21 protein-coding genes are annotated in these 20169 nt (G+C 67.4%); 16 read left to right on the top strand and 5 right to left on the bottom strand.

Features of this window, described 5'->3' with window-relative positions; all coding sequences use genetic code 11:
- The first annotated feature begins 43 nt into the window (after positions 1-43).
- Entirely contained in the window at positions 44-784 is a 741-nt protein-coding gene (locus J5M86_RS13755; RefSeq protein ID WP_188058914.1) for a GntR family transcriptional regulator, read from the top strand.
- 4 nt (positions 785-788) lie between these two features.
- On the opposite strand, the gene iolD is transcribed toward J5M86_RS13755, so the two are convergent.
- A complete protein-coding gene (gene iolD, locus J5M86_RS13750; protein WP_188058915.1) occupies positions 789-2711 on the bottom strand; it encodes a 3D-(3,5/4)-trihydroxycyclohexane-1,2-dione acylhydrolase (decyclizing) in 1923 nt (640 codons plus the stop codon).
- 190 nt (positions 2712-2901) lie between these two features.
- Here iolD and J5M86_RS13745 point away from each other — a divergent pair, with 190 nt between their 5' ends.
- The 4 genes from J5M86_RS13745 (at position 2902) to J5M86_RS13735 (ending at position 5146) form a co-directional block, all read left to right on the top strand.
- Positions 2902-3210, top strand: a complete 309-nt coding sequence (locus J5M86_RS13745) for a hypothetical protein (protein WP_370587310.1) — start codon at positions 2902-2904, stop codon at positions 3208-3210.
- Positions 3105-3323: a VOC family protein gene (locus tag J5M86_RS15810; protein WP_370587291.1), complete on the top strand. Its 219-nt coding sequence runs from the start codon at positions 3105-3107 to the stop codon at positions 3321-3323. Before J5M86_RS13745 ends, J5M86_RS15810 begins: the two co-directional genes overlap by 106 nt.
- 32 nt (positions 3324-3355) lie before the next feature.
- Positions 3356-4756: a TIGR01777 family oxidoreductase gene (locus tag J5M86_RS13740; protein ID WP_188058916.1), complete on the top strand. Its 1401-nt coding sequence runs from the start codon at positions 3356-3358 to the stop codon at positions 4754-4756.
- Positions 4757-4885: 129 nt separating this feature from the next.
- Complete coding sequence (locus J5M86_RS13735; RefSeq protein WP_188058917.1) at positions 4886-5146, top strand: antitoxin; 261 nt, start codon at positions 4886-4888, stop codon at positions 5144-5146.
- Between the two features lie 290 nt (positions 5147-5436).
- On the opposite strand, the gene J5M86_RS13730 is transcribed toward J5M86_RS13735, so the two are convergent.
- A complete protein-coding gene (locus J5M86_RS13730; RefSeq protein WP_188058918.1) occupies positions 5437-6516 on the bottom strand; it encodes an OmpA family protein in 1080 nt (359 codons plus the stop codon).
- Positions 6517-6672: 156 nt separating this feature from the next.
- Here J5M86_RS13730 and J5M86_RS13725 point away from each other — a divergent pair, with 156 nt between their 5' ends.
- Together J5M86_RS13725 and J5M86_RS13720 are read left to right on the top strand one after the other, a co-directional pair.
- Complete coding sequence (locus J5M86_RS13725) at positions 6673-7386, top strand: dienelactone hydrolase family protein (protein ID WP_188058919.1); 714 nt, start codon at positions 6673-6675, stop codon at positions 7384-7386.
- Between the two features lie 46 nt (positions 7387-7432).
- Positions 7433-8809 (top strand): NAD(P)/FAD-dependent oxidoreductase, encoded by a 1377-nt coding sequence (locus J5M86_RS13720; RefSeq protein ID WP_370587292.1) that lies wholly within the window; start codon positions 7433-7435, stop codon positions 8807-8809.
- 110 nt (positions 8810-8919) lie between these two features.
- On the opposite strand, the gene J5M86_RS13715 is transcribed toward J5M86_RS13720, so the two are convergent.
- Genes J5M86_RS13715 through J5M86_RS13705 form a run of 3 tightly spaced genes read right to left on the bottom strand, consistent with a single transcriptional unit; the run spans position 8920 to position 11099 of the window.
- Positions 8920-9495: a GNAT family N-acetyltransferase gene (locus J5M86_RS13715; protein WP_188058920.1), complete on the bottom strand. Its 576-nt coding sequence runs from the start codon at positions 9493-9495 to the stop codon at positions 8920-8922.
- Positions 9496-10059, bottom strand: coding sequence for a dienelactone hydrolase family protein (locus J5M86_RS13710; protein ID WP_188058921.1), 564 nt, complete (start codon positions 10057-10059; stop codon positions 9496-9498).
- A 17-nt stretch (positions 10060-10076) separates the two neighbouring features.
- The gene (locus J5M86_RS13705) at positions 10077-11099 is read right to left on the bottom strand and encodes a 6-phosphofructokinase (protein WP_188058922.1); all 1023 of its coding nucleotides are present in this window, start codon (positions 11097-11099) and stop codon (positions 10077-10079) included.
- A gap of 255 nt (positions 11100-11354) precedes the next feature.
- On the opposite strand from J5M86_RS13705, the gene J5M86_RS13700 reads away from it, so the two are divergent.
- The 9 genes from J5M86_RS13700 (at position 11355) to J5M86_RS13660 (ending at position 20167) form a co-directional block, all read left to right on the top strand.
- Positions 11355-11855, top strand: a complete 501-nt coding sequence (locus J5M86_RS13700) for an 8-oxo-dGTP diphosphatase (RefSeq protein ID WP_188058923.1) — start codon at positions 11355-11357, stop codon at positions 11853-11855.
- Positions 11856-12073: 218 nt separating this feature from the next.
- Complete coding sequence (locus J5M86_RS13695; RefSeq protein WP_188058924.1) at positions 12074-12880, top strand: alpha/beta fold hydrolase; 807 nt, start codon at positions 12074-12076, stop codon at positions 12878-12880.
- Entirely contained in the window at positions 12877-13374 is a 498-nt protein-coding gene (locus J5M86_RS13690) for an OsmC family protein (RefSeq protein WP_188058925.1), read from the top strand. Before J5M86_RS13695 ends, J5M86_RS13690 begins: the two co-directional genes overlap by 4 nt.
- A gap of 42 nt (positions 13375-13416) precedes the next feature.
- Complete coding sequence (locus J5M86_RS13685; RefSeq protein ID WP_188058926.1) at positions 13417-14916, top strand: glucose-6-phosphate dehydrogenase; 1500 nt, start codon at positions 13417-13419, stop codon at positions 14914-14916.
- A 77-nt stretch (positions 14917-14993) separates the two neighbouring features.
- Entirely contained in the window at positions 14994-16490 is a 1497-nt protein-coding gene (locus tag J5M86_RS13680) for an NAD(P)/FAD-dependent oxidoreductase (protein ID WP_304952485.1), read from the top strand.
- A gap of 3 nt (positions 16491-16493) precedes the next feature.
- Positions 16494-17771, top strand: a complete 1278-nt coding sequence (locus J5M86_RS13675; protein WP_244328372.1) for a glycosyltransferase family 4 protein — start codon at positions 16494-16496, stop codon at positions 17769-17771.
- On the top strand, positions 17758-18474 hold the full coding sequence (locus J5M86_RS13670; protein ID WP_188058927.1) for a class I SAM-dependent methyltransferase: 717 nt from the start codon (positions 17758-17760) through the stop codon (positions 18472-18474). The genes J5M86_RS13675 and J5M86_RS13670 overlap by 14 nt, the downstream gene beginning before the upstream one ends.
- On the top strand, positions 18474-19538 hold the full coding sequence (locus J5M86_RS13665; protein ID WP_188058928.1) for a prenyltransferase: 1065 nt from the start codon (positions 18474-18476) through the stop codon (positions 19536-19538). Before J5M86_RS13670 ends, J5M86_RS13665 begins: the two co-directional genes overlap by 1 nt.
- Positions 19535-20167, top strand: a complete 633-nt coding sequence (locus J5M86_RS13660) for a class I SAM-dependent methyltransferase (RefSeq protein WP_244328371.1) — start codon at positions 19535-19537, stop codon at positions 20165-20167. The genes J5M86_RS13665 and J5M86_RS13660 overlap by 4 nt, the downstream gene beginning before the upstream one ends.
- Positions 20168-20169: the final 2 nt, after the last annotated feature.

The following is a 20169-nucleotide window of genomic DNA, read 5'->3' as shown; positions in this document are numbered from 1 at the left end:
ACATATTGACGTCTGCATGTGCATAACTGTCTATGATCGGCGCATGGCTGAGACCGTGCCGGTGGTCATCGAGCGGGGAAGTCCTATCCCCTTGTACTACCAGCTTGCCCAGCAGCTCACCGCTGCCATCGAGGACGGACGCCTCAAGCCCGGCGATCCCTTCGAGAACGAACTCGCCATGGCCAAGCGGCTGGATCTGTCGCGGCCGACGGTCCGTCGCGCGATCGCCGAACTCGTGCAGCGTGGCCTGGTGACCCGTCGCCGCGGCATCGGCACCACCGTCGCCAGCGAGGTCATCCACCGGCGCGACGAACTCACCAGCCTCTACGACGACCTCGTCCGCTCGGGCAAGAAGCCCCGCACCGATCTGCTCGACTTCGACCGATTCGCCCGCTCGCCGATCGCCGCGGAGTTCTTCGGGGTGCCCAAGAACACCGATCTGGTCTTCGTGCGCCGGCTGCGTTTCGCCGGTGACGTGCCGCTGTCGATCCTTTCGAACTGGCTGCTCCCGGTGGCCGCCGGATTCGATGAGACCGCGCTGCGCGAACGAGGCCTGTACGCGCTCATGCGCGAGATCGGGGTGCGCCCGGCGGTTGCCCAGCAGCGCATCGGGGCACGCCGTCCGACGGCGAAGGAGCGCGAGATGCTGCGCACCGACCGCGGCGAACCGCTGCTGACGATGACGCGTCGCGCCTTCGACGACGAAGGCCACCCAGTCGAGTTCGGTGACCACGTCTACCGGGCCGACCAGTACGCCATCGAGATCACCGTTCACGAAACCTGATTCCTCACAGGTAGTGGCGCTGGGCGCTCTTGCCCGCCACGTAGGTCTCGTGGGCTGCGCGGGTCGATTCGAGCGATGACACTTCGCCGACCGGCACGTCCCACCACGCCGAGCCCGGGGGGTTGGGACCGGTGAGGTCTGTCTCGACGTGCAGCACGACGGCCTCGTCCCCATCCAGGGCGACTTGGAGATTGCAACGGAATTCCTCGATTCCGTTGCAACGCAATACCTTCAAGCCCCAGCTCTCGGCGTTGGCCGCGAGGTCGAGGGGCACCTTCGGGCCGTCCAGCCGCGCACTTGTCGCATTGCGCATGCGGTACTTCGTGCCGAAACGCTGTGAACCGACCGACTCCGAGAGCGCACCGATCGAGGCGAAGCCGTGGTTCTGCAGCAGCACCACGATGACCTTCAAGCCCTCCGCCGCGATCGTGGCCAGCTCCATCGGCATCATCTGGTAGGTGCCGTCGCCGACGATCGCGACCACATCGCGCTCGTCGCCGAGAGCGATCCGGACGCCGATCGCCGCCGGAATTTCGTAGCCCATGGTCGAGTAGGCGTACTCCAGGTGGTACTGATCGGCGCTGCGAGCGCGCCACAATGCATGCAGATCGCCGGGCATCGAGCCTGCCGCATTGATGACGACGTCGTGGTCGTCGAGCAGTTCGTTGAGCGCGCCGAAGACCTCCGTCTGCGCCGGCAGCGGTTGGTGGTCGCGGTGGTAGCACTCGTCGATCACCGCGTCCCATTCCTGCCAGCGATCGGCAGCTTCGCGTTGATACTCGGCGTCGGTCGTCCACCCGGTCAGCTCGCGCTGCAACGCCTGCAACCCGTCGCGGGCGTCGGCGACCACCATCGTCGCGCTGTGTTTGGCGGCGTCGAAGGCCTGCACATTGAGGTTGACGAAACGGACGTCCGGGTCTTTGAAGACTGTGTGCGAGGCGGTGGTGAAATCGGAGTATCGAGTGCCAACGCCGATCACCAGATCTGCTCGTGCGGCAAGCGCATTCGCGGCTGCATTACCCGTCGCCCCAACGGCTCCGACCGACAGCGGGTGGTCGAAGTTGATGGCACCCTTGCCGGCCTGGGTGTCGGCCACCGGGATGCCCGTGGCGGTTGCGAAGGCGCGCAATGCGTCCTCGGCCTCGGAGTAGACCGCACCGCCACCGGCCACGAGGAGCGGCCGTCGCGACTGCTTGATCGCGGCCACGGCACGGGCCAAGGCTGCCGGCTCGGGTGCCGGACGGGCGATGTGCCAGACCCGGCGTGAGAAGAAGTCGACCGGCCAGTCGTACGCCTCGGCCTGGACGTCCTGCGGCAGACAGATCGTCACCGCACCGGTCTCGGCGGGGTCGGTCAGCACCCGCATCGCGGCGAGCAGGCTGGGGATGAGCTGTTCCGGACGGTTGATGCGATCCCAGAACCGGGAGACAGGCTTGAAGGCATCGTTGACCGAGATGTCGAGGGAACGCGGGTCTTCCAGTTGCTGTAGCACCGGGTCGGGGTAACGCGTAGCGAATTGGTCGGAGGGCAGCAGCAGTACCGGCAGCCGGTTGGTGGTGGCCAGCGCTGCCCCGGTGACCATGTTGGTGGCGCCCGGGCCGATCGAGGTGGTGACGGCCAGCGTGCTGCGACGGCGCATCTGCTTGGCGTAACCCGATGCCGCGTGCACCCCGCTCTGCTCGTTGCGCACCAGCCAATAGGGCGTCGCGGGTGTCTGCGGGTGGTCCTCGACCTCGATCGAGTTCTGCAGCAGGGCCTGCCCGACGCCGGCGACATTGCCGTGGCCGAAGATGCCGAACATGCCTGGGACCAAACGGGTTTCGACGCCGTCCCGCTCCGAGTACTGCTGGGCGAGGAAGCGCACGAGCGCCTGCCCGACGGTCAGTCGCACGGTCTCGGCGTCGGCATACGGATAGCTCGAGGTCATCGTCCACTTCCTGGCAGCGGTGGCGGTCAGCACCAGCGTACAAGTGCTTTGTTCTGACATTTGCACAAGTCGGAGATGTCAGCGGTAGACCGGCGAACGGCCGTGCCGCCGACTTGTCCCAATCGCCGGGCGGCAGGCGCCTTCGGCCCATACGCTTCGCCCGACCACCCACGACGGCCCACGAGTTCAAATGGCGATCCTCAACCCCTACCTCTCGTTCAAGGACAACGCCCGTGACGCGATGAACTTCGACCAGGAGGTGCTCGGCGGCGACCTGCAGCTGATGACCTTCGGTGACATGGGCGACGAGTCGGAGTCGAAGAACCTCGTCATGCACGCGCAGCTCACCACCCCCAGCGGCTTCACCCTCACGGCGTCCGACACCCGCCCGGCATGGGCTACGCCGCGCCTGGCGGCATCTCGCTCAGACTCTCGGGCTCCGAGGCCGATGAACTGCGCGGCTACTGGGAGAAGCTGGCCGACGGTGGCACCGTGGTGATGCCGTTGGAGAAGCAGATGTGGGGCGATGAGTTCGGCATGTGCACCGACCGGTTCGGCAATCCGTGGATGGTCAACATCGCCGGCGAAGCACCGACTGCGGCGGACGGCTGATCTGAGGTAGGTGTGCGTGCCAGAGTGGGCACATGCTCACCAGCGCGCACACCTTCACCGCCTACGTCCCCGCCGATCGACAACAGGTCTGGGATTGGTTCGCCCGTCCCGGGGCATTCCTGCGTCTCGCGGCGCCCTGGGGTGCGCTGCAGCCGGCGGTCGAGGCGAAGTCGTTGCGTGATGGCGAAGCCGTGCTGCAGGCGAAGGTCGCCACGGCCAAGGTGCCCGGCGCGCGCTGGGTGGCCAAGCACCAGCCGCAGGAGTACATCGACGGCCACCAGTTCGCCGACGTGTGTGTCTCGCAACCGTTCGCCGCGCTCACCCAATGGCGACACCTGCACCGCTTCGAGGACGACGGTGACGGCGCGAAGGTCATCGACCGGGTGACCTCGCGGGTGCCGAGGGGCCAGCTCGCCCCGATGTTCGAATACCGCTCGCGGCAGTTGATCGACGACCTGGCGGCGCACGCACGCGCCGCGCAGGAATGGTCGGCGACGCCGTCGGTCATCGCCATCACCGGAGCCAGCGGTCTGGTCGGCTCGGCGCTGAGCGCGTTCCTGTCGACCGGCGGACACACAGTCGTCCAGCTCGTGCGCGGCGAGCCCGATGCCAATTCGCCGTACGAACAGCGCCGCTGGAACCCCGACGCGCCCGTGCACGCCATGCTCGACAAGGTTGACGTCGTCGTGCACCTCGCGGGTGCGCCGATCGGGTCGCGGTTCACCGCCGACCACATGGCCGCCGTGCGCGACAGCCGCGTCGGTCCCACTCGCCGACTGGCGGAAGCGATCGCGGCACACGGTGGGCCGAAGGCCTTCGTCTCCGCATCTGCCATCGGTTACTACGGGTCGGAGCACGGCGACGAACTGCTCGACGAGTCGAGCCCTTCCGGCGATGACTTCCTGGCAAGTGTGGTCCGCGAGTGGGAGGCGTCGACCGCACCTGCTGCGGACGCCGGCGTCCGCACCGTGCGGGTGCGGACCGGCATCGTCCAGTCGGCCCGCGGCGGCACCCTCGCGCTCATGCGACCGCTCTACGAATCCTTCCTCGGCGGCCGGTTGGGCGACGGCAAGCAGTGGATGTCGTGGATCGGCCTGGATGATCTGGTGGAGATCTACCACCGCGCGATCTTCGATGCTGATCTGGCCGGACCGGTAAATGCCGTTGCGCCGCAAGCGGTTCGCAATGCCGAGTACAGCAAGCAGCTGGCGGCCACCGTGCACCGTCCGAACCTCGTGCCGGTGCCGGGCTTCGGTCCTCGACTGCTGCTGGGCGATCGTGGCGCGCGCGAATTGGCCCTGGCCAGTCAGCGGGTCGTGCCCGCCGTGCTGGTCGACCACGGCCACCGCTTCCGGTACGAGCAGTTGCCGGCAGCACTGGCGCACGAGCTCGGCGCCGACCCGCGTGCGGCGAAGGCGGACGCGTCCGGCTGATTCGCGCGTCCGGCCACTTCTTCGGCTCCGCCTCAGTCACAAACCGGACGCAAATCACACGTTTTCGGCGCCCGAAACGTGTGATTTGCGTCCGGTTTGTGGGGGCAACTCGGCAGTAGGATTCGCCGCATGGATTTCAAGAGCATCATCGCCAAGGCCAAAAATTTCGCTGGCAAGAACCCCGACAAGGTGCGCGGCGGCATCGACAAGGCTGAGGCCGTTGTCAACGAGAAGACCGGCAACAAGTACGCCGACAAGGTCAAGCAGGGCGCGGACGCCGTCGAGGGGCAGCTCGGTCTGCCCAAGCAGGACGCCGGCACCCCGCAGGCGCCCAAGCCGTCCGGCGAGGCTCCTCAGCCGTCCGGCGAGGGCACCCCGCCCCGGGCCTGAACCCGACCTCGACCGCAACCGCGGCGGCTACTCACATACGCGGCAGTTGCAACTAGCGCGTTTGTGAAGAGCCGCCGCGTTTGGTGCTGAAAGGCCGCGTTTGCGGGCGCCGGCGAGCGGGCGTGGTTTCAGGGCGGTGCGGACGTAGGTCCGTCAGTCTCCACACAAACGCGGCGACTCCTTGCAGGCGCGGCGGTTGCAGCTAGCGCGTTTGTGAAGAGCCGCCGCGTTTGGTGCTGGAAAGGCCGCGTTTGCGCCGCCGAGGAGCCGGGCGGCGGGGGTCCAGCGCGTCAGTGCGCCCAGCTGATCTCGACGCGGCGGTTCAGCGCGCGCCCCTCGGGGTTGTCGGCGCCGTCAGCCTTGAGGTTGGGCGCGGTCGGCTGGGTCTCGCCGGCACTGCGCACCTCGGTCTGCAGGCCGGGAATCAGCTTCTTGAGTTCGTCCGACACGGTCTGGGCGCGACGCTTGCCGAGCGCGAGGTTGGTCTGCGTCGAACCCTTGGCGTCGGTGTGGCCGACGATGCGCACCGTCTTGCCCTTCACCTCGCCACTGATCGTCGCGGCTGCCGCCTTCACCAGCGCCTGGCCGGAGGAGGTCAGCTTGTCGCTGCCGAAGTCGAAGAGCACGTCGTCGAAGACTTCCACGGAGCTGCGTCCGCCGACGTTGCAGACGCTGTAGCGGCCGATCATGCGTCCCTGGTCGGCCGGTTTGCCGATGCTGGTGCGCTTGCCGTCCTTGTCGATGAAGACGGCGCCGCCGGTGTTGGCTTCACCGCGGCGGCCGTCGACCCCGACGAAGGCGATGCGCTTGTCGGTGGCGCAGGCCACCGAACCGTCGGCCGTCACTGCGATCACGCCGCTGCGGTCGAGCACTGAGCCGGCGCCCTTGCGGTTCACGTCGGCCCGCGCGCTGAAGCCCTTGCCGGCCCAGGTGGCCTTGCCGTCGCGCAGGGTCAGGGTGCCGCGGTCGGAGGTGTACTTGCCCTCCTTGGCGTTGCTGATGGCGGTGCCTGCGTCGACGACATAACGCATGCCGTTGCGGTAGACGAGGGTGATGAAGTTGCCGCTGACGATCCACCCGCCCGTGAGGGTGAGGGTGTCGGCCTTGCCAGGATCAGTGGTGGGAGCCGGCGCCTCGGGTTGCTCCGCGCTCGCCGAGCTCGAACTGCTGGACGGCGCGCTGGAGGCGGCGGACGATGACGACGAGGAAGGTGTCGACGACATCTCCGATTGTTCGACATTCGAGGTCGACGCGCTGGACGTCGACGAAGCGCCGGACACGCTGGTGTCGTTGTTGCAGGCGGCCAGGCTCAGGCATGCGGCTGCAGCCAGGACGGCGGCAAGGCTCTGACGTGGTGTGCGCACGGACATGGTGTTTCCCCTCGTCGACCATCGAAGTACCCGCGGGTGTGACGTGGTCGACAAGCCACTGGTTCCACTTCGGTGCTCCGATCTTTCCCACAGTCTCCGGATCGTCTCTACGCTGGAAAGCGTGGGACGTCCGGATTGCACTCGTAAGGACGCGTCATGAACGCCCGTGGTGACAGTGCACTGCAGACCTACCGAGCCCTTCCCGTCGGAACGCCGCTCGGTGGCATCGTCCTGCTCGCCGGCCTCCGAGGCCTCTCGGACGAGGTGCGTGGCCTGGCCAAGCGCCTCGCGGCCGAGGGCTACTGCGTCTACGTGCCCGAGATATCAAGTGCTCTCGGCATCGAACCCGATCTCGGTGAGCGCGCCGAAGCCGCGCTGAGCAACGGTCTTCAGGAGCCGCTCGATGATGCGGTGCGTGAGGAAATCGAGCGCTTGGAAACCCCGCAATACCAGCGCTGGCTGCTGCAGTCGTTGCGGGCCGTGGTCGACATGGCCCTGGACGGTGAAGGCGTCGGCGGACGAGTCGCGGTGATCGGCACCGGCATGGGCGGCCGCGATGCCTACGCGCTGGCCGCCTTCGACCACCGGGTGCGGCTCGCGATCTCCTACGACCCCGGCAATGTCGACATCGACGCCGTCGAAGACATCAAGGGAGCAGCCGTCTCCTTCTACGGCATCGGCACCGCGGTGTCGCAGGTGATGCCGGAGTTGCGCGCGGCGATGCGGCGAGCCGGAGTGCCTTTCTGCGCCAAGGCCTACCCGGACGCCGACACCACCTCGCACGTGATGTCGGATCGCCCCAGCGCCTCCGACGTGGCCAGCGATCTGTGGGAACGTTCCCTGGCGTTGCTGCGACTCCACCTGGCCTGACCGTCCCGATCCGCGCTCGCACAGATCGGTGCGTCATGCTTGCCCGATGATGCGTAATGGCGAGGTTTCGTGGTGGTGGCGACAGGTCGGCGGTGCGCCAGGTGCCCGACGTCGGCGTCCCGCGCTGGCCGGTGAAATCCAGGTCGACGTTTGCATCATCGGCGCCGGATATACGGGCCTGTGGACGGCCTACTACCTCGCCAAACACGACCCCTCGCTGCGCATCGCCGTGGTCGAGCAGCACTTCGCCGGGTTCGGGGCGTCGGGCCGCAACGGTGGCTGGCTGACTGCCGCTTTGCCAGGGTCGCGCGCCGTGCTCAACCAGGTGCGCGGCATCGATGGCACCAAGGCACTCGAACAGCATCTGCGCGACCAGGTCGATGAGGTCATCCGCGTCGCGGCGGCAGAGAAGATCGACGCCGACATCGTCAAGGGCGGCGAATTGCGCGTGGCCACCTCAGCCCCGCAGCTTGGACGTCTGGAGCGTTCGTTCGCCTCCGAGCAGGCGTGGGGCACCCCCGGCGAGAAGTGGCTGGAGGAGAGCGAACTCGATGCACGGCTCCGCCTCGACGGCAGTCTCGCGGCGATCTGGACGCCCCACTGCGCACGCATCCACCCGGTCAAACTGGTGAGCGGTTTGGCCGAAACGGTCGAGCGCCTCGGGGTGACCATCTACGAAGACTCCCCGGTCGAATCGGTCGAGGACGGCTTCGCGCGCACCGCAGACGGCACGGTGCGGGCGTCCTCGGTGCTGCGATGTACCGAAGGATTCACCGCCGACTTCCCGGGGGAGCGCCGCACCTGGCTGCCGATGAACTCCTCGATGGTCGTCACCTCACCGCTCACCGCCGAGCAGTGGGAGCACATCGGTTGGGACGGCTACGAAGTGCTCGGCGACGAAGCACACGCCTACATCTACGCCCAGCGCACCGCCGACGGCCGCATCGCCATCGGTGGACGAGGGGTGCCGTACAAGTTCGGCTCGAAGCTCGACGACTTCGGCGACACCCCGTCGGTGACCGTCGAGCAGCTGCGCGCATCGCTGGAGTCGCTCTTCCCCGAACTGCGCGGCATCTGCCTCGACCACGCGTGGTCGGGCGTCCTCGGTGTTCCCCGTGACTGGACGGCGACGGTCACCTACCAGGACGGCTTCGGATACGCCGGCGGGTACGTCGGCCACGGCGTCACTTCCTCGGCGCTCGCCGGGCGAACGCTCGCCGACCTCGTGCTCGACCGCGACACCGAACGGACGTCCCTACCCTGGGTGCAGCGACGGGTGCGTAAGTGGGAGCCGGAGCCCTTCCGGTTCGCCGGGGTGATGGGGCTCTACGCCGCCTATCGGCAGGCGGACAAACGCGAGTCGCTCACCGGTCGCAAGTCGGGCATCGCAGGCCTGGCCGACAAGATCTCGCGCAAACCCTGAACCGCTTCTGCAGAAATCCGTGAACCTACTCGTTATCCGTGAGCCCACTGGCTGTACTCAGTTGGCTCACCAATAACCAGTAGGTTCACGCCCGGGAGCGTCTGCGTCGCTCAGGCGGGTCCGCCGGTCGAGACCCAGCTACCCAGCGGCTGCTCTGGATAGGTTTCCTGCGTGACCGTCTCGTCGATCAGCTTGAGCCCGCGCGATTGGTAGGTGCGTAGCGCGGCCGGGCCGTCCAGCGAACAGGTGTGCACCCAGACCCGTAACACCGGCGGCACGTCGTCCAATTCGCTTGCCTGCCAAGCGCGTTCGATACCGCGAGTGAGCAGCGCTGACCCGAGGCCCTTGCCGATCGCGTCCTCGACCAGCCCGAAGTACTTGATCTCGATCTCGCTCGACTCCGCCACCGTAGACGCTCCGAGCTGCAGATACCCATGAGGGACGCCGTCGGCGTAGGCGACCAGGAACGTGGTCGCGGGCACGGCGAGGTCAGCGGCCCACTGGTCGCGCGACCACGAGAGCCGGTCGGTCCACGTCCATGGTCCGCCGATCAGGCCGTAGAGGAAGCGGGCGTATTCCGGAGTGACAGAACGCGATTCGACGACGGTGAACGGCGGGGGTGGAGCAGTGGGGCCGGTGAGCTCTGCGGCTGAGCGCATCTCCAGCGTCCAGGTGGTGACCCGCATTCAGGAGCGCCGCAACAGTGCGTCGATGCGCTCGATGGTGAGCGCGGTCGCTTCGGCGTCGCCGTCCGGGCCGTGGACGTCGGTGAAGAGGTGACCGCGTCCGGGCGTCACGAAGTCTTCGAAGGACGTGCCCTCGGCCTCGACCGAAGCCCGCAGCGCGTCGACGTCTTCCTGCTCGACCCACGGGTCGTCGGCGTAGCGGTGCACCTGCACGGGCGCGCCCGGCCAGCGTCCAAAGGGTGCGGCGACGCTGTGCATGAGGATGACGCCGGCGGCCTCCGGACGAGTTGCGGCGAGCGTTTGCGCGAAGGCCGAGCCGAGCGAAAATCCGGCGAGGGCGGCGTCCGGGGGCAGTTCTTCGACCACCGGCAGGATGCGTCGGAAGAGCTCTTTGGCTCCGACGCGATCTCGGTAACCCACGCCGTCGTCCTCGGAGTCGAAGACCTCGCCGTCGTAGAAGTCGGGCACGGTGACGGTGTGGCCGCGCTGTTCCAAAGTGTGGGCGAATTCGCGGACGGCGGGGCGCAGACCGAGGGCGGAGTGGAGCAGCAGGACGTGGCTCATGACTCCATCCTGACGGATCAGCCGAACAGCACGGCGGCTTCGTCCCAACGGGACTGCGGCACCGCCTTCAGATCGCTGGTCGCTTCGCGCAGCGGCACGGTGTCGATGTCGATGCCGCGCAGCGCCACCATGTGACCCCACTTTTCATCCATCACGGCGTCGATCGCGGCGAGCCCGAAGCGCGTCGCCAACACCCGGTCGTAGGACGTCGGCACGCCGCCGCGCTGCAAGTGACCGAGCGTCATCACGCGGGTTTCGATGCCGGTGCGCTCCTCGATGATCGGGCCGAGCCATTCCCCGACGCCACCCAGGCGCGGACGTCCGAATCCGTCGAGTGCGTCGCGGACGATCTCGGCGCCTTCGGGCTTGAAGCCTTCGGCGACGACCACCAGCGGCGCGCGGCCACGGTCGCGGGCCGATTCGACCCATTCGGTGATCTGGTCCATCGAGACGGGTTGCTCAGGTATGAGGATCGCGTGGGCGCCTCCGGCGAGCCCAGCATGCAGGGCGATCCAGCCGACGTGGCGGCCCATGACCTCCACCACCATGCAGCGGTGGTGCGATTCGGCGGTGGTGCGCAGCCGGTCGATCGATTCGGTCGCAATGGAAACGGCGGTGTCGAAACCAAAGGTGTAGTCGGTGGCCGACAGGTCGTTGTCGATCGTCTTGGGCACGCCCACGATCGGCACGCCGTCGTCGTGCAGCATGCGCGCAACCGTCAGGGTGCCCTCGCCACCGATGGCGATGATGGCGTCCATCTCGTTGCGCTTCATCACCTTTTTCACCCGCTCGGAGCCGCCGGCGCCCTCGGCGAATGGGCCGATGCGGGAGGTGCCGATGATCGTTCCGCCCTGGCGCGACAGGCCGCGGACGTCCTGCCGCGGCAGGCGGCGGACGTCGTCCTCCACCAGGCCGCGGAAGCCGTCGCGGATTCCGAGGAAGTTGACGCCGTAGATGCGGTCGCCCTTCATCACCGCGCCACGGATCACAGCGTTGAGGCCGGGGCAGTCGCCGCCGCTGGTCAGAATGCCGATGTTCACGCGTCCAGCATGGTCGCTACCTACGAGTTACGGAAACCCGTTCGCAGGTCGGACTCCCGGAGGTTGAGCCTGGAGGGTGGATTCTTCGGTGGTTGATCCTGGCTGGTGAGGTACGAACCAGCCAGTGTCGAAACTGGCCACCGCGGAACGCACAAACCGGACGCAAATCGCACGTTCTCGGCGCGGAAACGTAAATTTTGCGTCCGGTTTGTGGGGAGAGGGCGGTCGCAACCAGCGGCTGGGAGGATGACTCGCGTGACTGCCGATCCGAAACACATGTGCCTGATGTTGCTGATCGATCATGATCAGCAACGGATCGTGTTGGGGCACAAGCTTCGCGGGTTCGGAAAAGGCAACGTCATCGCGCCGGGCGGCAAGATCGACCCGGGTGAGACAATCACGCAAGCGGCGGCGCGCGAACTTCACGAAGAGACCGGGCTGGTCGTTGATCCGGCCGAGGTGACGGACGCCGGTGAACTGCTCTTCACTTGGGCCGACCCGCTGGCCCAACACCACCGCGTCACGCTTCGCACCGCGTCCCGCTGGCAGGGCGAGCTGACGCCGAGCGACGAACTCGACCCGTTCTGGTGTGATTTCGCGAAGATCGAGTACGACCTGATGTGGGACGACGACCGCTTCTGGTTGCCGGGCGTGCTGCGCGGCAACGCGGTGCATGCCACGTTCGGCTACGACTCTGACCAGCGTTTCGTCGTCAGTGCGGATCTATCTTTCGAACCGCGACCACTCCACCGCTGACTGATCTGCCTGCGGCTCGACAAAGGTGGATCGTCCGCGTCCTGGCACCGACGATCCGCCCCGGTGGCGCTGGTCGAATCTGAGAGGTGGATCGTCCGTGTCCTGGCACCGGTGATCCGCCCCGGTGGTGCTGGGCGGATCCGAGAGGTGGATCGTCTGGGCTGACCGCGCCGCCCGAAATCCACCGCGCGGACGCCCGCTGCGCCAAGCTGGGCCGCATGAGCACGATCTCCTACAGCCGCAAGGGTGCCGGTGAGCCGGTGGTGCTGGTGCACGGCATCGGTCACCAGCGCACCGCCTGGTTCGACGTCTTTGATCTGCTGGCGCGTGACTTCGACGTGATCGCGATCGACCTTCCCGGGTTCGGCCAGTCGCCGCCGCCGCCGAAGCCGAACAGTTACGCGATGAGCAGTTGGGCCCAGCAACTGGAGGAGTTCTTCGCCCATCTCGATCTCGGACGTCCGCACATCGCCGGAAATTCGCTCGGCGGCATCCTGTCGCTCGAGCTCGCCGCCCGTGGTTCGGTGGCCAGCTGCGTCGCGCTCAGCCCGGCCGGTTTCTACACCCCGCCCGGCCTGATGGTGGCGGGCGCGGCGCTGGTGTCGATGAAGGCGGCCAGCCACGCTCCGCTGCCGGTGGTGAAGTACTTCGCCGACAAACCCACGCTGCGTCGCATCTCGATGGCTTCGCTGTACGTGCACCCCGAGCGCCTCACCGCGCAGGACGCTTACGCCGACTCACTTAACCTGCGCCGGTCGCCAGGCTTCTGGCCCTGCTTCGTGCGCGGGATGAAGCTGAACTACCGGGGCCTGCCGCAGGTGCCGACCACGATCGCGTGGGGCGAGAAAGATCGGCTGCTGCTGCCGACGCAGGCCAAGCGCGCCCGCCGGCGGCTGCCGCAGGTCAACCACGAACCGCTGCCCGATTGCGGCCACGTGCCGATGCTCGACGACCCGAACGCCATCGTCCGGATTGTGCGCGAGACCGCAGCCCGCGTCCCGAAGAGCGCCGAAGCGGTGGCATGAGCACGGACGACCATCGGTACGCGACGACGCTGCACTGGCAGGGCTCGACCGCCCTCGGGTACGACCACTACTCCCGCGAGCACCGCGTCGAGCCAGCCGGCAAGAGCGAACTGACGCTGAGCGCCGACCCGACCTTCCGGGGTGATGCCGCGACCACCAACCCCGAGGAGTTGCTCCTGGCAGCGGCGAGCAGTTGCCAGCTGCTGTCCTTCCTCGCGGTCGCTGCTCGGGCCCGAGCGGATGTCTACTCCTATGTCGATCACGCTGAAGCTGTGATGTCGGTTGATCAGAACCCGTTGTGGGTCAACGAGATTCGGCTGTCGCCGGTGATCGAGATCAGCGGCGAGAAGCGGCCGCAGAAGTGGGAGCGCTGGCTGCGCATCGCTCACCAGGAGTGCTTCATCGCCCGTTCACTGCGATCCCGCATGACGATCGCCGCCACTTTCCTGACCGGCGACGGCGCCCGCACGCAGGTCGTCATCACCGACGACTGAGCGTTCACCCACGTCCCAGCCGCCCGTGGCATGCTCACTTTCATGACGACGAAGCCGGTGACCTTCCTCATCCTCGGTGCGGGCGGCGACCTCACCCAACGACTCTTGCTCCCCGGCCTCGGCAGTCTGCTGGCCGTCGAACCCGACCGCGAGGTGCAGGTAATCGGTGCCGACCGTGCAGAGCTGGACGACACCTCCTTCCGCGCGCTGGTGCGTGACCGGTTGAAGCAGGGCGGTGCCGACGCGAGCACCGCCCGCACGGTCTCCGGCAAGGCCAGCTACATCAAGGCCGACCTGCTCGACCCCGTCGCACTCGAAGGGCTGATCGGCGCGGCCACCGGTGAGCTGGTCATCTACTTCGCCCTGCCGCCGGCGATCACGATGAAGGTCTGCGCCGAACTGGAGAAGCTGACGCTGCCGCCGAGCACTCGACTCGGCCTGGAGAAGCCCTTCGGTAGCGATGAGAAGAGCGCGCGGGCGTTCAACAAGCAGTTGCAGCGTGTGGTGCCGGAGGAGCAGATCTTCCGGGTCGACCACTTCCTGGGTGTTTCCACCGTGCTCAACCTCATCGGCCTGCGTTTCGCCAACCGGATGCTGCAACCCATCTGGAATGCCGAGCACATCGAGCGGGTCGAGATCATCTACGACGAAGATCTCGCGCTTGAGGGCCGCGCCGGTTACTACGACAAGGCCGGCGCGCTGCGCGACATGTTGCAGAGCCACCTGCTGCAGATCTTGGCGGTCTTCGCGATGGAGCCGATCGCCGATCTGGAGCCGCAGGAGCTGGCTGACCTCAAGGCGCAGGTGCTGCGGGCCACGCGTATCTGGGAGGACGACCCGGCCACCTACGCCCGCCGCGCTCGCTACACCGCCGGCTCGATCAACGGCCGTGAGGTGCCGTCGTACGCCAAGGAGGAGGGCGTGGAGTCGGCGCGCAGCACCGAGACGCTGGCGCAGCTCACCGTTGAGATCAAGAACAACCGCTGGTCCGGTGTGCCCTTCGTCCTGCGCAGCGGCAAGGCGCTCGGGGTGCCGCGCAAGCAGATCATCGTCTACTTCCGTGCCGTGCCCCACCTGCCCAAGGGCTTCCACGGCGACCACGCCGCCGACGCGATGGTCATCGATCTCAAGCCGGCACGCGTGTCTTTCCAGCTGTCGATGAACGCCGAGGGCGACCCCCTCGATCTCGAACGCAAGAGCCTCGTGGCCGAGCTCGCCGCCGCCCGCATGACGGCCTACGGCGAAGTGCTTCGCTGCATGCTTGACGACGACCAACTGCTCAGCGTGCGCTCCGATGCCGCCGAACTCTGCTGGAAGATCGTGGCTCCGGCGATCCGGGCCTTCGAGAGCGGCAAGGTGCCCCTGCAGCAGTACAAGGCCGGTTCGGACGGTCCGAAGGGCTGGCTCTCGGCCGATTCGATGGCCGTTCGTCAGCAGGAAGAGTCGGCGGTCTCCCAGGCTGCGTCCGGGCAGCGTTCCAAGACCTCTGCCGCTCGTCCGGCGAAAAAGACCCATGCGAAGAAGGCCACGGGGAAGAAGTGACCGGACGCGGTGACGCCCCGCCGAACTGGCGAGTAACTTAGGCTGGGCGAGTCCGTATCCGGTGCGAAGGAGCTGTCATGGCTGAACTGAAGGAGCACTACGACGTCCTGGTCGTGGGCGCCGGGTTGTCCGGAATCGATGCCGGTTACCGCCTGCAGACGATGTGTCCCGACAAGGACTTCGCGATCATCGAGGGGCGCGACACCCTCGGCGGCACCTGGGATCTGTTCAAGTACCCAGGCATCCGATCCGACTCCGACATGTTCACCCTCGGCCTGCCCTTCGAGCCGTGGACGGGGGAGAAGTCGATCGCCGACGGCGGAGACATCCTCGACTACCTCAAGCGCACCGCCGCGAAGTACGGCATCGACGAGAAGATCGTCTACCGCACCAAGCTGGTCTCGGCCGAGTGGTCGAGTGGCGACGCACAGTGGACGCTGACCCTCAACACTCCCGAGGGCGAACGCACCGTCACCGCGCAGTACGTCTACCTCTGCTCCGGTTACTACGACTACGACCAGGGCTACACGCCCGATTTCGCGGGCCTCGAAGAGTTCACCGGCGAGGTGATCCACCCGCAGTTCTGGCCGCAAGACTTCGACCCGAGCGGCAAGGAGATCGTCGTGATCGGCTCCGGCGCGACGGCCGTGACGCTCGCCCCCGCGCTCGCCGACCGCGGAGCGCAGGTGACGATGCTGCAGCGCACGCCGTCCTACGTCCTCTCGCTACCGAACTTTGACCCGCTCGCCGGCCTGCTGCGTCGCGTCGCTTCACCCGAGCGCGCCTACTCGGCGATCCGGATGAAGAACGCCGTGCAGGCGCTCGCGCTCTACCAGGCCAGCCGCAAGGCACCCAAGGCCGTGGGCACGCTGCTGCGCAAGGGCGTCATGACGCAGGTGCGTGGCACCGACGTCACCGATCGTGACTTCACCCCGCCTTACAACCCGTGGGACCAGCGCCTGTGCCTCGTACCCGACGGTGACCTCTTCACTGCGATCCGCGAGAAGGGCGTCAATGTCGTCACCGACACCATCGATTCCTTTGTGCCCGAAGGCATTCGCACCGGCAGCGGCCGGGTGCTCGACGCCGACGTGATCGTCACGGCCACCGGCCTGAAGATGCTCGCAGCGGGTGGGGCGAGCTTGGAGGTCGACGGCGAAAAGGTCGACCTCGGTGATCGCTACATCTACCGCGGCATGATGGTCAGCGGCGTGCCGAACGCCGCGATGTGCGTCGGCTACACCAACGCCTCCTGGACGCTGCGCGCCGACCTGTCGTCGCAGTACCTCTGCACCTTCATCAACTACCAGGACGCGCACGGTTACGCCTACGGCTACCCGCACGTGGAATCACAGATGCCTTCGCAGCCGGCGCTCGACCTCAACAGCGGCTACGTGCTGCGGGCGATGGCGGAGTTCCCGAAGCAGGGCGACCGCGCGCCGTGGTTCCTGCACCAGAACTACCTGCGCGACCGGCGCGACACCCGCAAGGCGAATGTCGCCCAGGACATGGTTTTCGTGCGCGCCGGTGAGCCCCACACGATCGAGGAGCCGGCCGCTCCGGCGATCGCCTGATCCATGCCCGAGCAAGCAGCCTCACGGCGCGGTCTGCGGATCGCGCTGGCTTCGTATCGCAGCAAGCCGCACTCGGGCGGGCAGGGCATCTACGTGCGCAACCTGTCGCGCGAACTCGTGGCGGTCGGGCACGAGGTGGAGGTCTTCAGCGGCCCGCCCTACCCGCAGCTCGACCCTGGCGTCCGGCTCACGAAGGTGCCGAGTCTCGACCTCTACCGGGACGACGACCCGTTCCGGCGTCCGGCGTTGCGTGAATTCCGTTCCGGCACAGACGTATTGGAGTACGCCACGATGTGCACGGCGGGCTTCCCCGAACCGCGCACGTTCGGACGACGCCTGGAGCAGGTGCTCGGGCCGCGAATTAGTGAGTTCGACATCCTGCACGACAACCAGACCCTCGCCCCGGGCATTCTGCGGCTGGAGCGGCGCGGCCTGCCGCTGCTGACGACCATCCATCACCCGATCAGTGCCGACCGTCGGCTTGAGCTGCAGCACGCTCGCGGGTGGGAGCACATCACCAAACGGCGCTGGTACGGCTTCCTCGGCATGCAGCGCCGGGTCGCGCAACGCAGCTCCCACGTACTCACCGTCTCGGAGGGTTCGGCGCGCGACATCACCACCGATTTCGGGGTGCCGGCCGATCGCATCAGCATCGTGCCGGTGGGAGTCGCGGTGGACGTCTTCCAGCCGTCAACCACGCCCCGTGTGCCCGGCCGTCTGGTGACGATCGCCTCCGCGGACGTCCCGCTGAAGGGCGTGCCGGTGCTCATCGAGGCCGTCGGGCAAATGAATCCGGACGTCTGGAGCGAGCTGGTGATCGTCGGTTCGTGCAGCGACCGCACCGCCAAGCTGCTCGCCGATGCGGGTCTGCTCGACCGGGTGACCTTCCGGGCCGGGCTCACCGACGACGAACTCGCATCCCTCATCGGCTCGGCGCAGGCGCTCGTCGTCCCGTCGCGCTACGAAGGCTTCTCGCTGCCGGCGATCGAGGCGATGGCTTGCGCAACGCCGGTCGTCGCCTCCGCGGTGGGCGCGCTACCCACCCTGGTCGCCGGTGGCGCCGGAGTGCTCGTCCCGCCGGGCGACGCTGCGGCACTGGCGCATTCACTGACCGACGTCCTCACCGACCCGCAGCGGGCCGCAGCCATGGGTGCTGCCGGACGCGAGCGGGCGGTGTCGACCTACAGCTGGGCTGCGGTGGCGCAGCAGACCACGCAGCTCTATCGGGACGTCATCGCGGCCCGACGCAACCACAAGGAGAACCCCCATGCTCACCGTTGATTTCGACCGCTTCCCGGTCTCGGCAGGGATGTCCCTGATCGATGTGGGATGCGGCCAGGGGCGGCACTCCTTCGAGGCGTACCGGCGCGGCTGCAATGTCACGGCGTTCGACATGAACGAGGCCGACCTCGCCGACGTCAAGACGATGTTCGGTGCGATGGAACTCGAAGGCGAGGCAGGCTTCCCGGCCATCGCGGTGGTGCAGGCCGGCGATGCACGCGCGATGCCCTACGACGACGACAGGTTCGACCGGGTGATCGCCTCGGAGATCCTGGAACACATCCACGAGGACGAAGAGGTGATGGCCGAGCTCTTCCGCATCACCAAGCCGGGTGGTCTGGTGGCCGTCACCGTGCCGCGCAACTGGCCCGAGCAGGTCTGCTGGAAACTCTCGGACGAGTACCACGAGGTGGAGGGCGGTCACATCCGCATCTACAAGGCCAGCGAACTGGTCGACAAACTGCGCCGGGCCGGGTTCGTGCCTTATGACCAGCACCACGCCCACGCGCTGCACTCGCCCTACTGGTGGCTGAAGTGCGCGGTCGGCACCGACAGCGACAACTTTGCGACCAAGGCCTACCACCGGCTGCTGGTCTGGGACATGATGAGCGCCCCGCTGGTCACCCGGGTCGCCGAGCAGGCGCTCGACCCTGTGCTCGGCAAGAGTTTCGTGGTCTATCTGCGTAAGCCGGAGCACCGCTGATGCAGCCGGTGAACCGTTGGGACGCAACCGGATTGATCTCCACATCGCAGGTGGAGAAGATCGGTGCGTTCATCGCCTCGCAGCAGGACGCCAACGGCGCGTTGCCGTGGTTCACCGGTGGTCAACTCGACCCGTGGGATCACGTGGAAGCGGTCATGGGCCTCACCGTCGCCGGCCGGTACGACGAGGCGATGGCGGGTCTGCTGTGGTCGGCGCGCAACCAGCGTCCGGACGGTTCGTGGCCCATGCTGCAGACGAACGGCGTAGTGCAGGAAGAGGCCGCCGACACCAACCAGTGCGCCTACATCGCGGTCGGGGTGTGGCACTACTACCTCGCCACCGGTCAGGCTGCGGCGCTCGCGCGGCTATGGCCGACGGTGGAATCGGCGATCAACTTCGCGGTGCGCGGTCAGCTTCCGTCAGGGGCGATCTCATGGGCGCTGAGTGCTGATCGCCAATGGGACTCGCTGGCGTTGCTCACCGGTAGCAGCAGCACGCTGCAAGCCATGGAGTGCGCCTGCCTCATCGCCGAAACCCTCGGACACGATCGTCCGCGCTGGCGGGTGGCCGGGCGTGCACTGCGGGACGCGATCCGTCACCGGCCGGAGGAGTTCGCCGACCGATCGCGGTATTCGATGGACTGGTACTACCCGGTGCTGACCGGCGCATTGCGCGGTGAGGCGGCCCGGCAGCGGATCGACGGCGCCTGGGACGGTTACTACTGGCCCGGTCGCGGGGTGCGATGCGTGCGAGACGAGCCGTGGGTGACCGCGGCGGAGACCGTCGAACTCGTCGCTGCCCTCGATGCCATGGGCGATCACGACCGCGCCGTCGAGGTCTTCGAGCAGGTGCAGTTCTTGTACGACCCGACGACCGGTGGCTACTGGACCGGCAAGAACATCCCCAACGACCAAGTGTGGCCGGTGGAGCAGACCACCTGGTCGGCGGCCGCGATGCTGCTGGCAGCGGACGCGCTCACCCAAACCACCGGCGCGGCGTCCATCTTCCGCGACGCCGGGAGTTGGACCGGCTGGGGTGGGGCACTCGAAGGAGCCGCCTCGTGACCGGCTCGATCGCCCCGCAGGTGTGGGAGCGCTTCACCTCCACCACCGGCTTCATGCCCGAGGACGAAGCCCGCGCGCTGCACGCCGTGGCGTTGGAAGCTGGCGCTGGCACCTGGCTGGAGATCGGCACCTACTGCGGTAAGTCGACGGTGCTGCTGGCCGACGCCGCGCGCCAGGCGGGCGCCCGGCTCGTGACTGTCGACCATCATCACGGCTCGGAGGAGAACCAGCCCGGGTGGGAATGGCACGACACCACCCTCGTCGATGAGTCGACCGGCCGGCTCGACACGTTGCCGCACTTCCGGCCGGTGCTCGATGCGAACGCGGACGTCCTCAGCGCCGTCGTTGCCGACACCCGTGTGGTCGCCACGTGGTGGGGGAGCCCGGTGCAACTGCTCTTCCTCGACGGCAACCACACAGAGGACACCGCCCAGCACGACTACCGTGCCTTCGCGCCCCATGTGGTGTCGGGTGGTCTGTTGCTTGTGCACGACGTCTTCCCCGACCCGGTCGATGGTGGGCAAGCGCCGTGGCACGTCGTGCAGGCTGCGGTGACTGACGGCGGCTTCGAGCAAGTCGGTGAATACGGTTCGCTGCGGGTACTACGCCGATCTCGATCGGTCGGGTAGCA

This window comes from Yimella sp. cx-51 (genome assembly GCF_017654605.1).
Taxonomy (GTDB): Bacteria; Actinomycetota; Actinomycetes; order Actinomycetales; family Dermatophilaceae; genus Yimella.
The sequence above is the reverse complement of the archived record's forward strand: the minus strand, read 5'-3'. Positions and strand labels throughout refer to the sequence as shown.

Bases quoted from the DNA above. Each gene is read 5' to 3' on its own strand.
- J5M86_RS13730 (WP_188058918.1), bottom strand. From the start codon at position 6,516: ATGTCCGTGCGCACACCACGTCAGAGCCTTGCCGCCGTCCTGGCTGCA.
- J5M86_RS13740 (WP_188058916.1), top strand. From the start codon at position 3,356: ATGCTCACCAGCGCGCACACCTTCACCGCCTACGTCCCCGCCGATCGA.
- J5M86_RS13665 (WP_188058928.1), top strand. From the start codon at position 18,474: ATGCAGCCGGTGAACCGTTGGGACGCAACCGGATTGATCTCCACATCG.
- J5M86_RS13755 (WP_188058914.1), top strand. From the start codon at position 44: ATGGCTGAGACCGTGCCGGTGGTCATCGAGCGGGGAAGTCCTATCCCC.
- J5M86_RS13675 (WP_244328372.1), top strand. From the start codon at position 16,494: ATGCCCGAGCAAGCAGCCTCACGGCGCGGTCTGCGGATCGCGCTGGCT.
- J5M86_RS13680 (WP_304952485.1), top strand. From the start codon at position 14,994: ATGGCTGAACTGAAGGAGCACTACGACGTCCTGGTCGTGGGCGCCGGG.
- J5M86_RS13720 (WP_370587292.1), top strand. From the start codon at position 7,433: ATGATGCGTAATGGCGAGGTTTCGTGGTGGTGGCGACAGGTCGGCGGT.
- J5M86_RS13690 (WP_188058925.1), top strand. From the start codon at position 12,877: ATGAGCACGGACGACCATCGGTACGCGACGACGCTGCACTGGCAGGGC.
- iolD (WP_188058915.1), bottom strand. From the start codon at position 2,711: ATGACCTCGAGCTATCCGTATGCCGACGCCGAGACCGTGCGACTGACC.
- J5M86_RS13725 (WP_188058919.1), top strand. From the start codon at position 6,673: ATGAACGCCCGTGGTGACAGTGCACTGCAGACCTACCGAGCCCTTCCC.
- J5M86_RS13685 (WP_188058926.1), top strand. From the start codon at position 13,417: ATGACGACGAAGCCGGTGACCTTCCTCATCCTCGGTGCGGGCGGCGAC.
- J5M86_RS13670 (WP_188058927.1), top strand. From the start codon at position 17,758: ATGCTCACCGTTGATTTCGACCGCTTCCCGGTCTCGGCAGGGATGTCC.
- J5M86_RS13715 (WP_188058920.1), bottom strand. From the start codon at position 9,495: ATGCGGGTCACCACCTGGACGCTGGAGATGCGCTCAGCCGCAGAGCTC.
- J5M86_RS13735 (WP_188058917.1), top strand. From the start codon at position 4,886: ATGGATTTCAAGAGCATCATCGCCAAGGCCAAAAATTTCGCTGGCAAG.
- J5M86_RS13710 (WP_188058921.1), bottom strand. From the start codon at position 10,059: ATGAGCCACGTCCTGCTGCTCCACTCCGCCCTCGGTCTGCGCCCCGCC.
- J5M86_RS13745 (WP_370587310.1), top strand. From the start codon at position 2,902: ATGGCGATCCTCAACCCCTACCTCTCGTTCAAGGACAACGCCCGTGAC.
- J5M86_RS13695 (WP_188058924.1), top strand. From the start codon at position 12,074: ATGAGCACGATCTCCTACAGCCGCAAGGGTGCCGGTGAGCCGGTGGTG.
- J5M86_RS15810 (WP_370587291.1), top strand. From the start codon at position 3,105: ATGGGCTACGCCGCGCCTGGCGGCATCTCGCTCAGACTCTCGGGCTCC.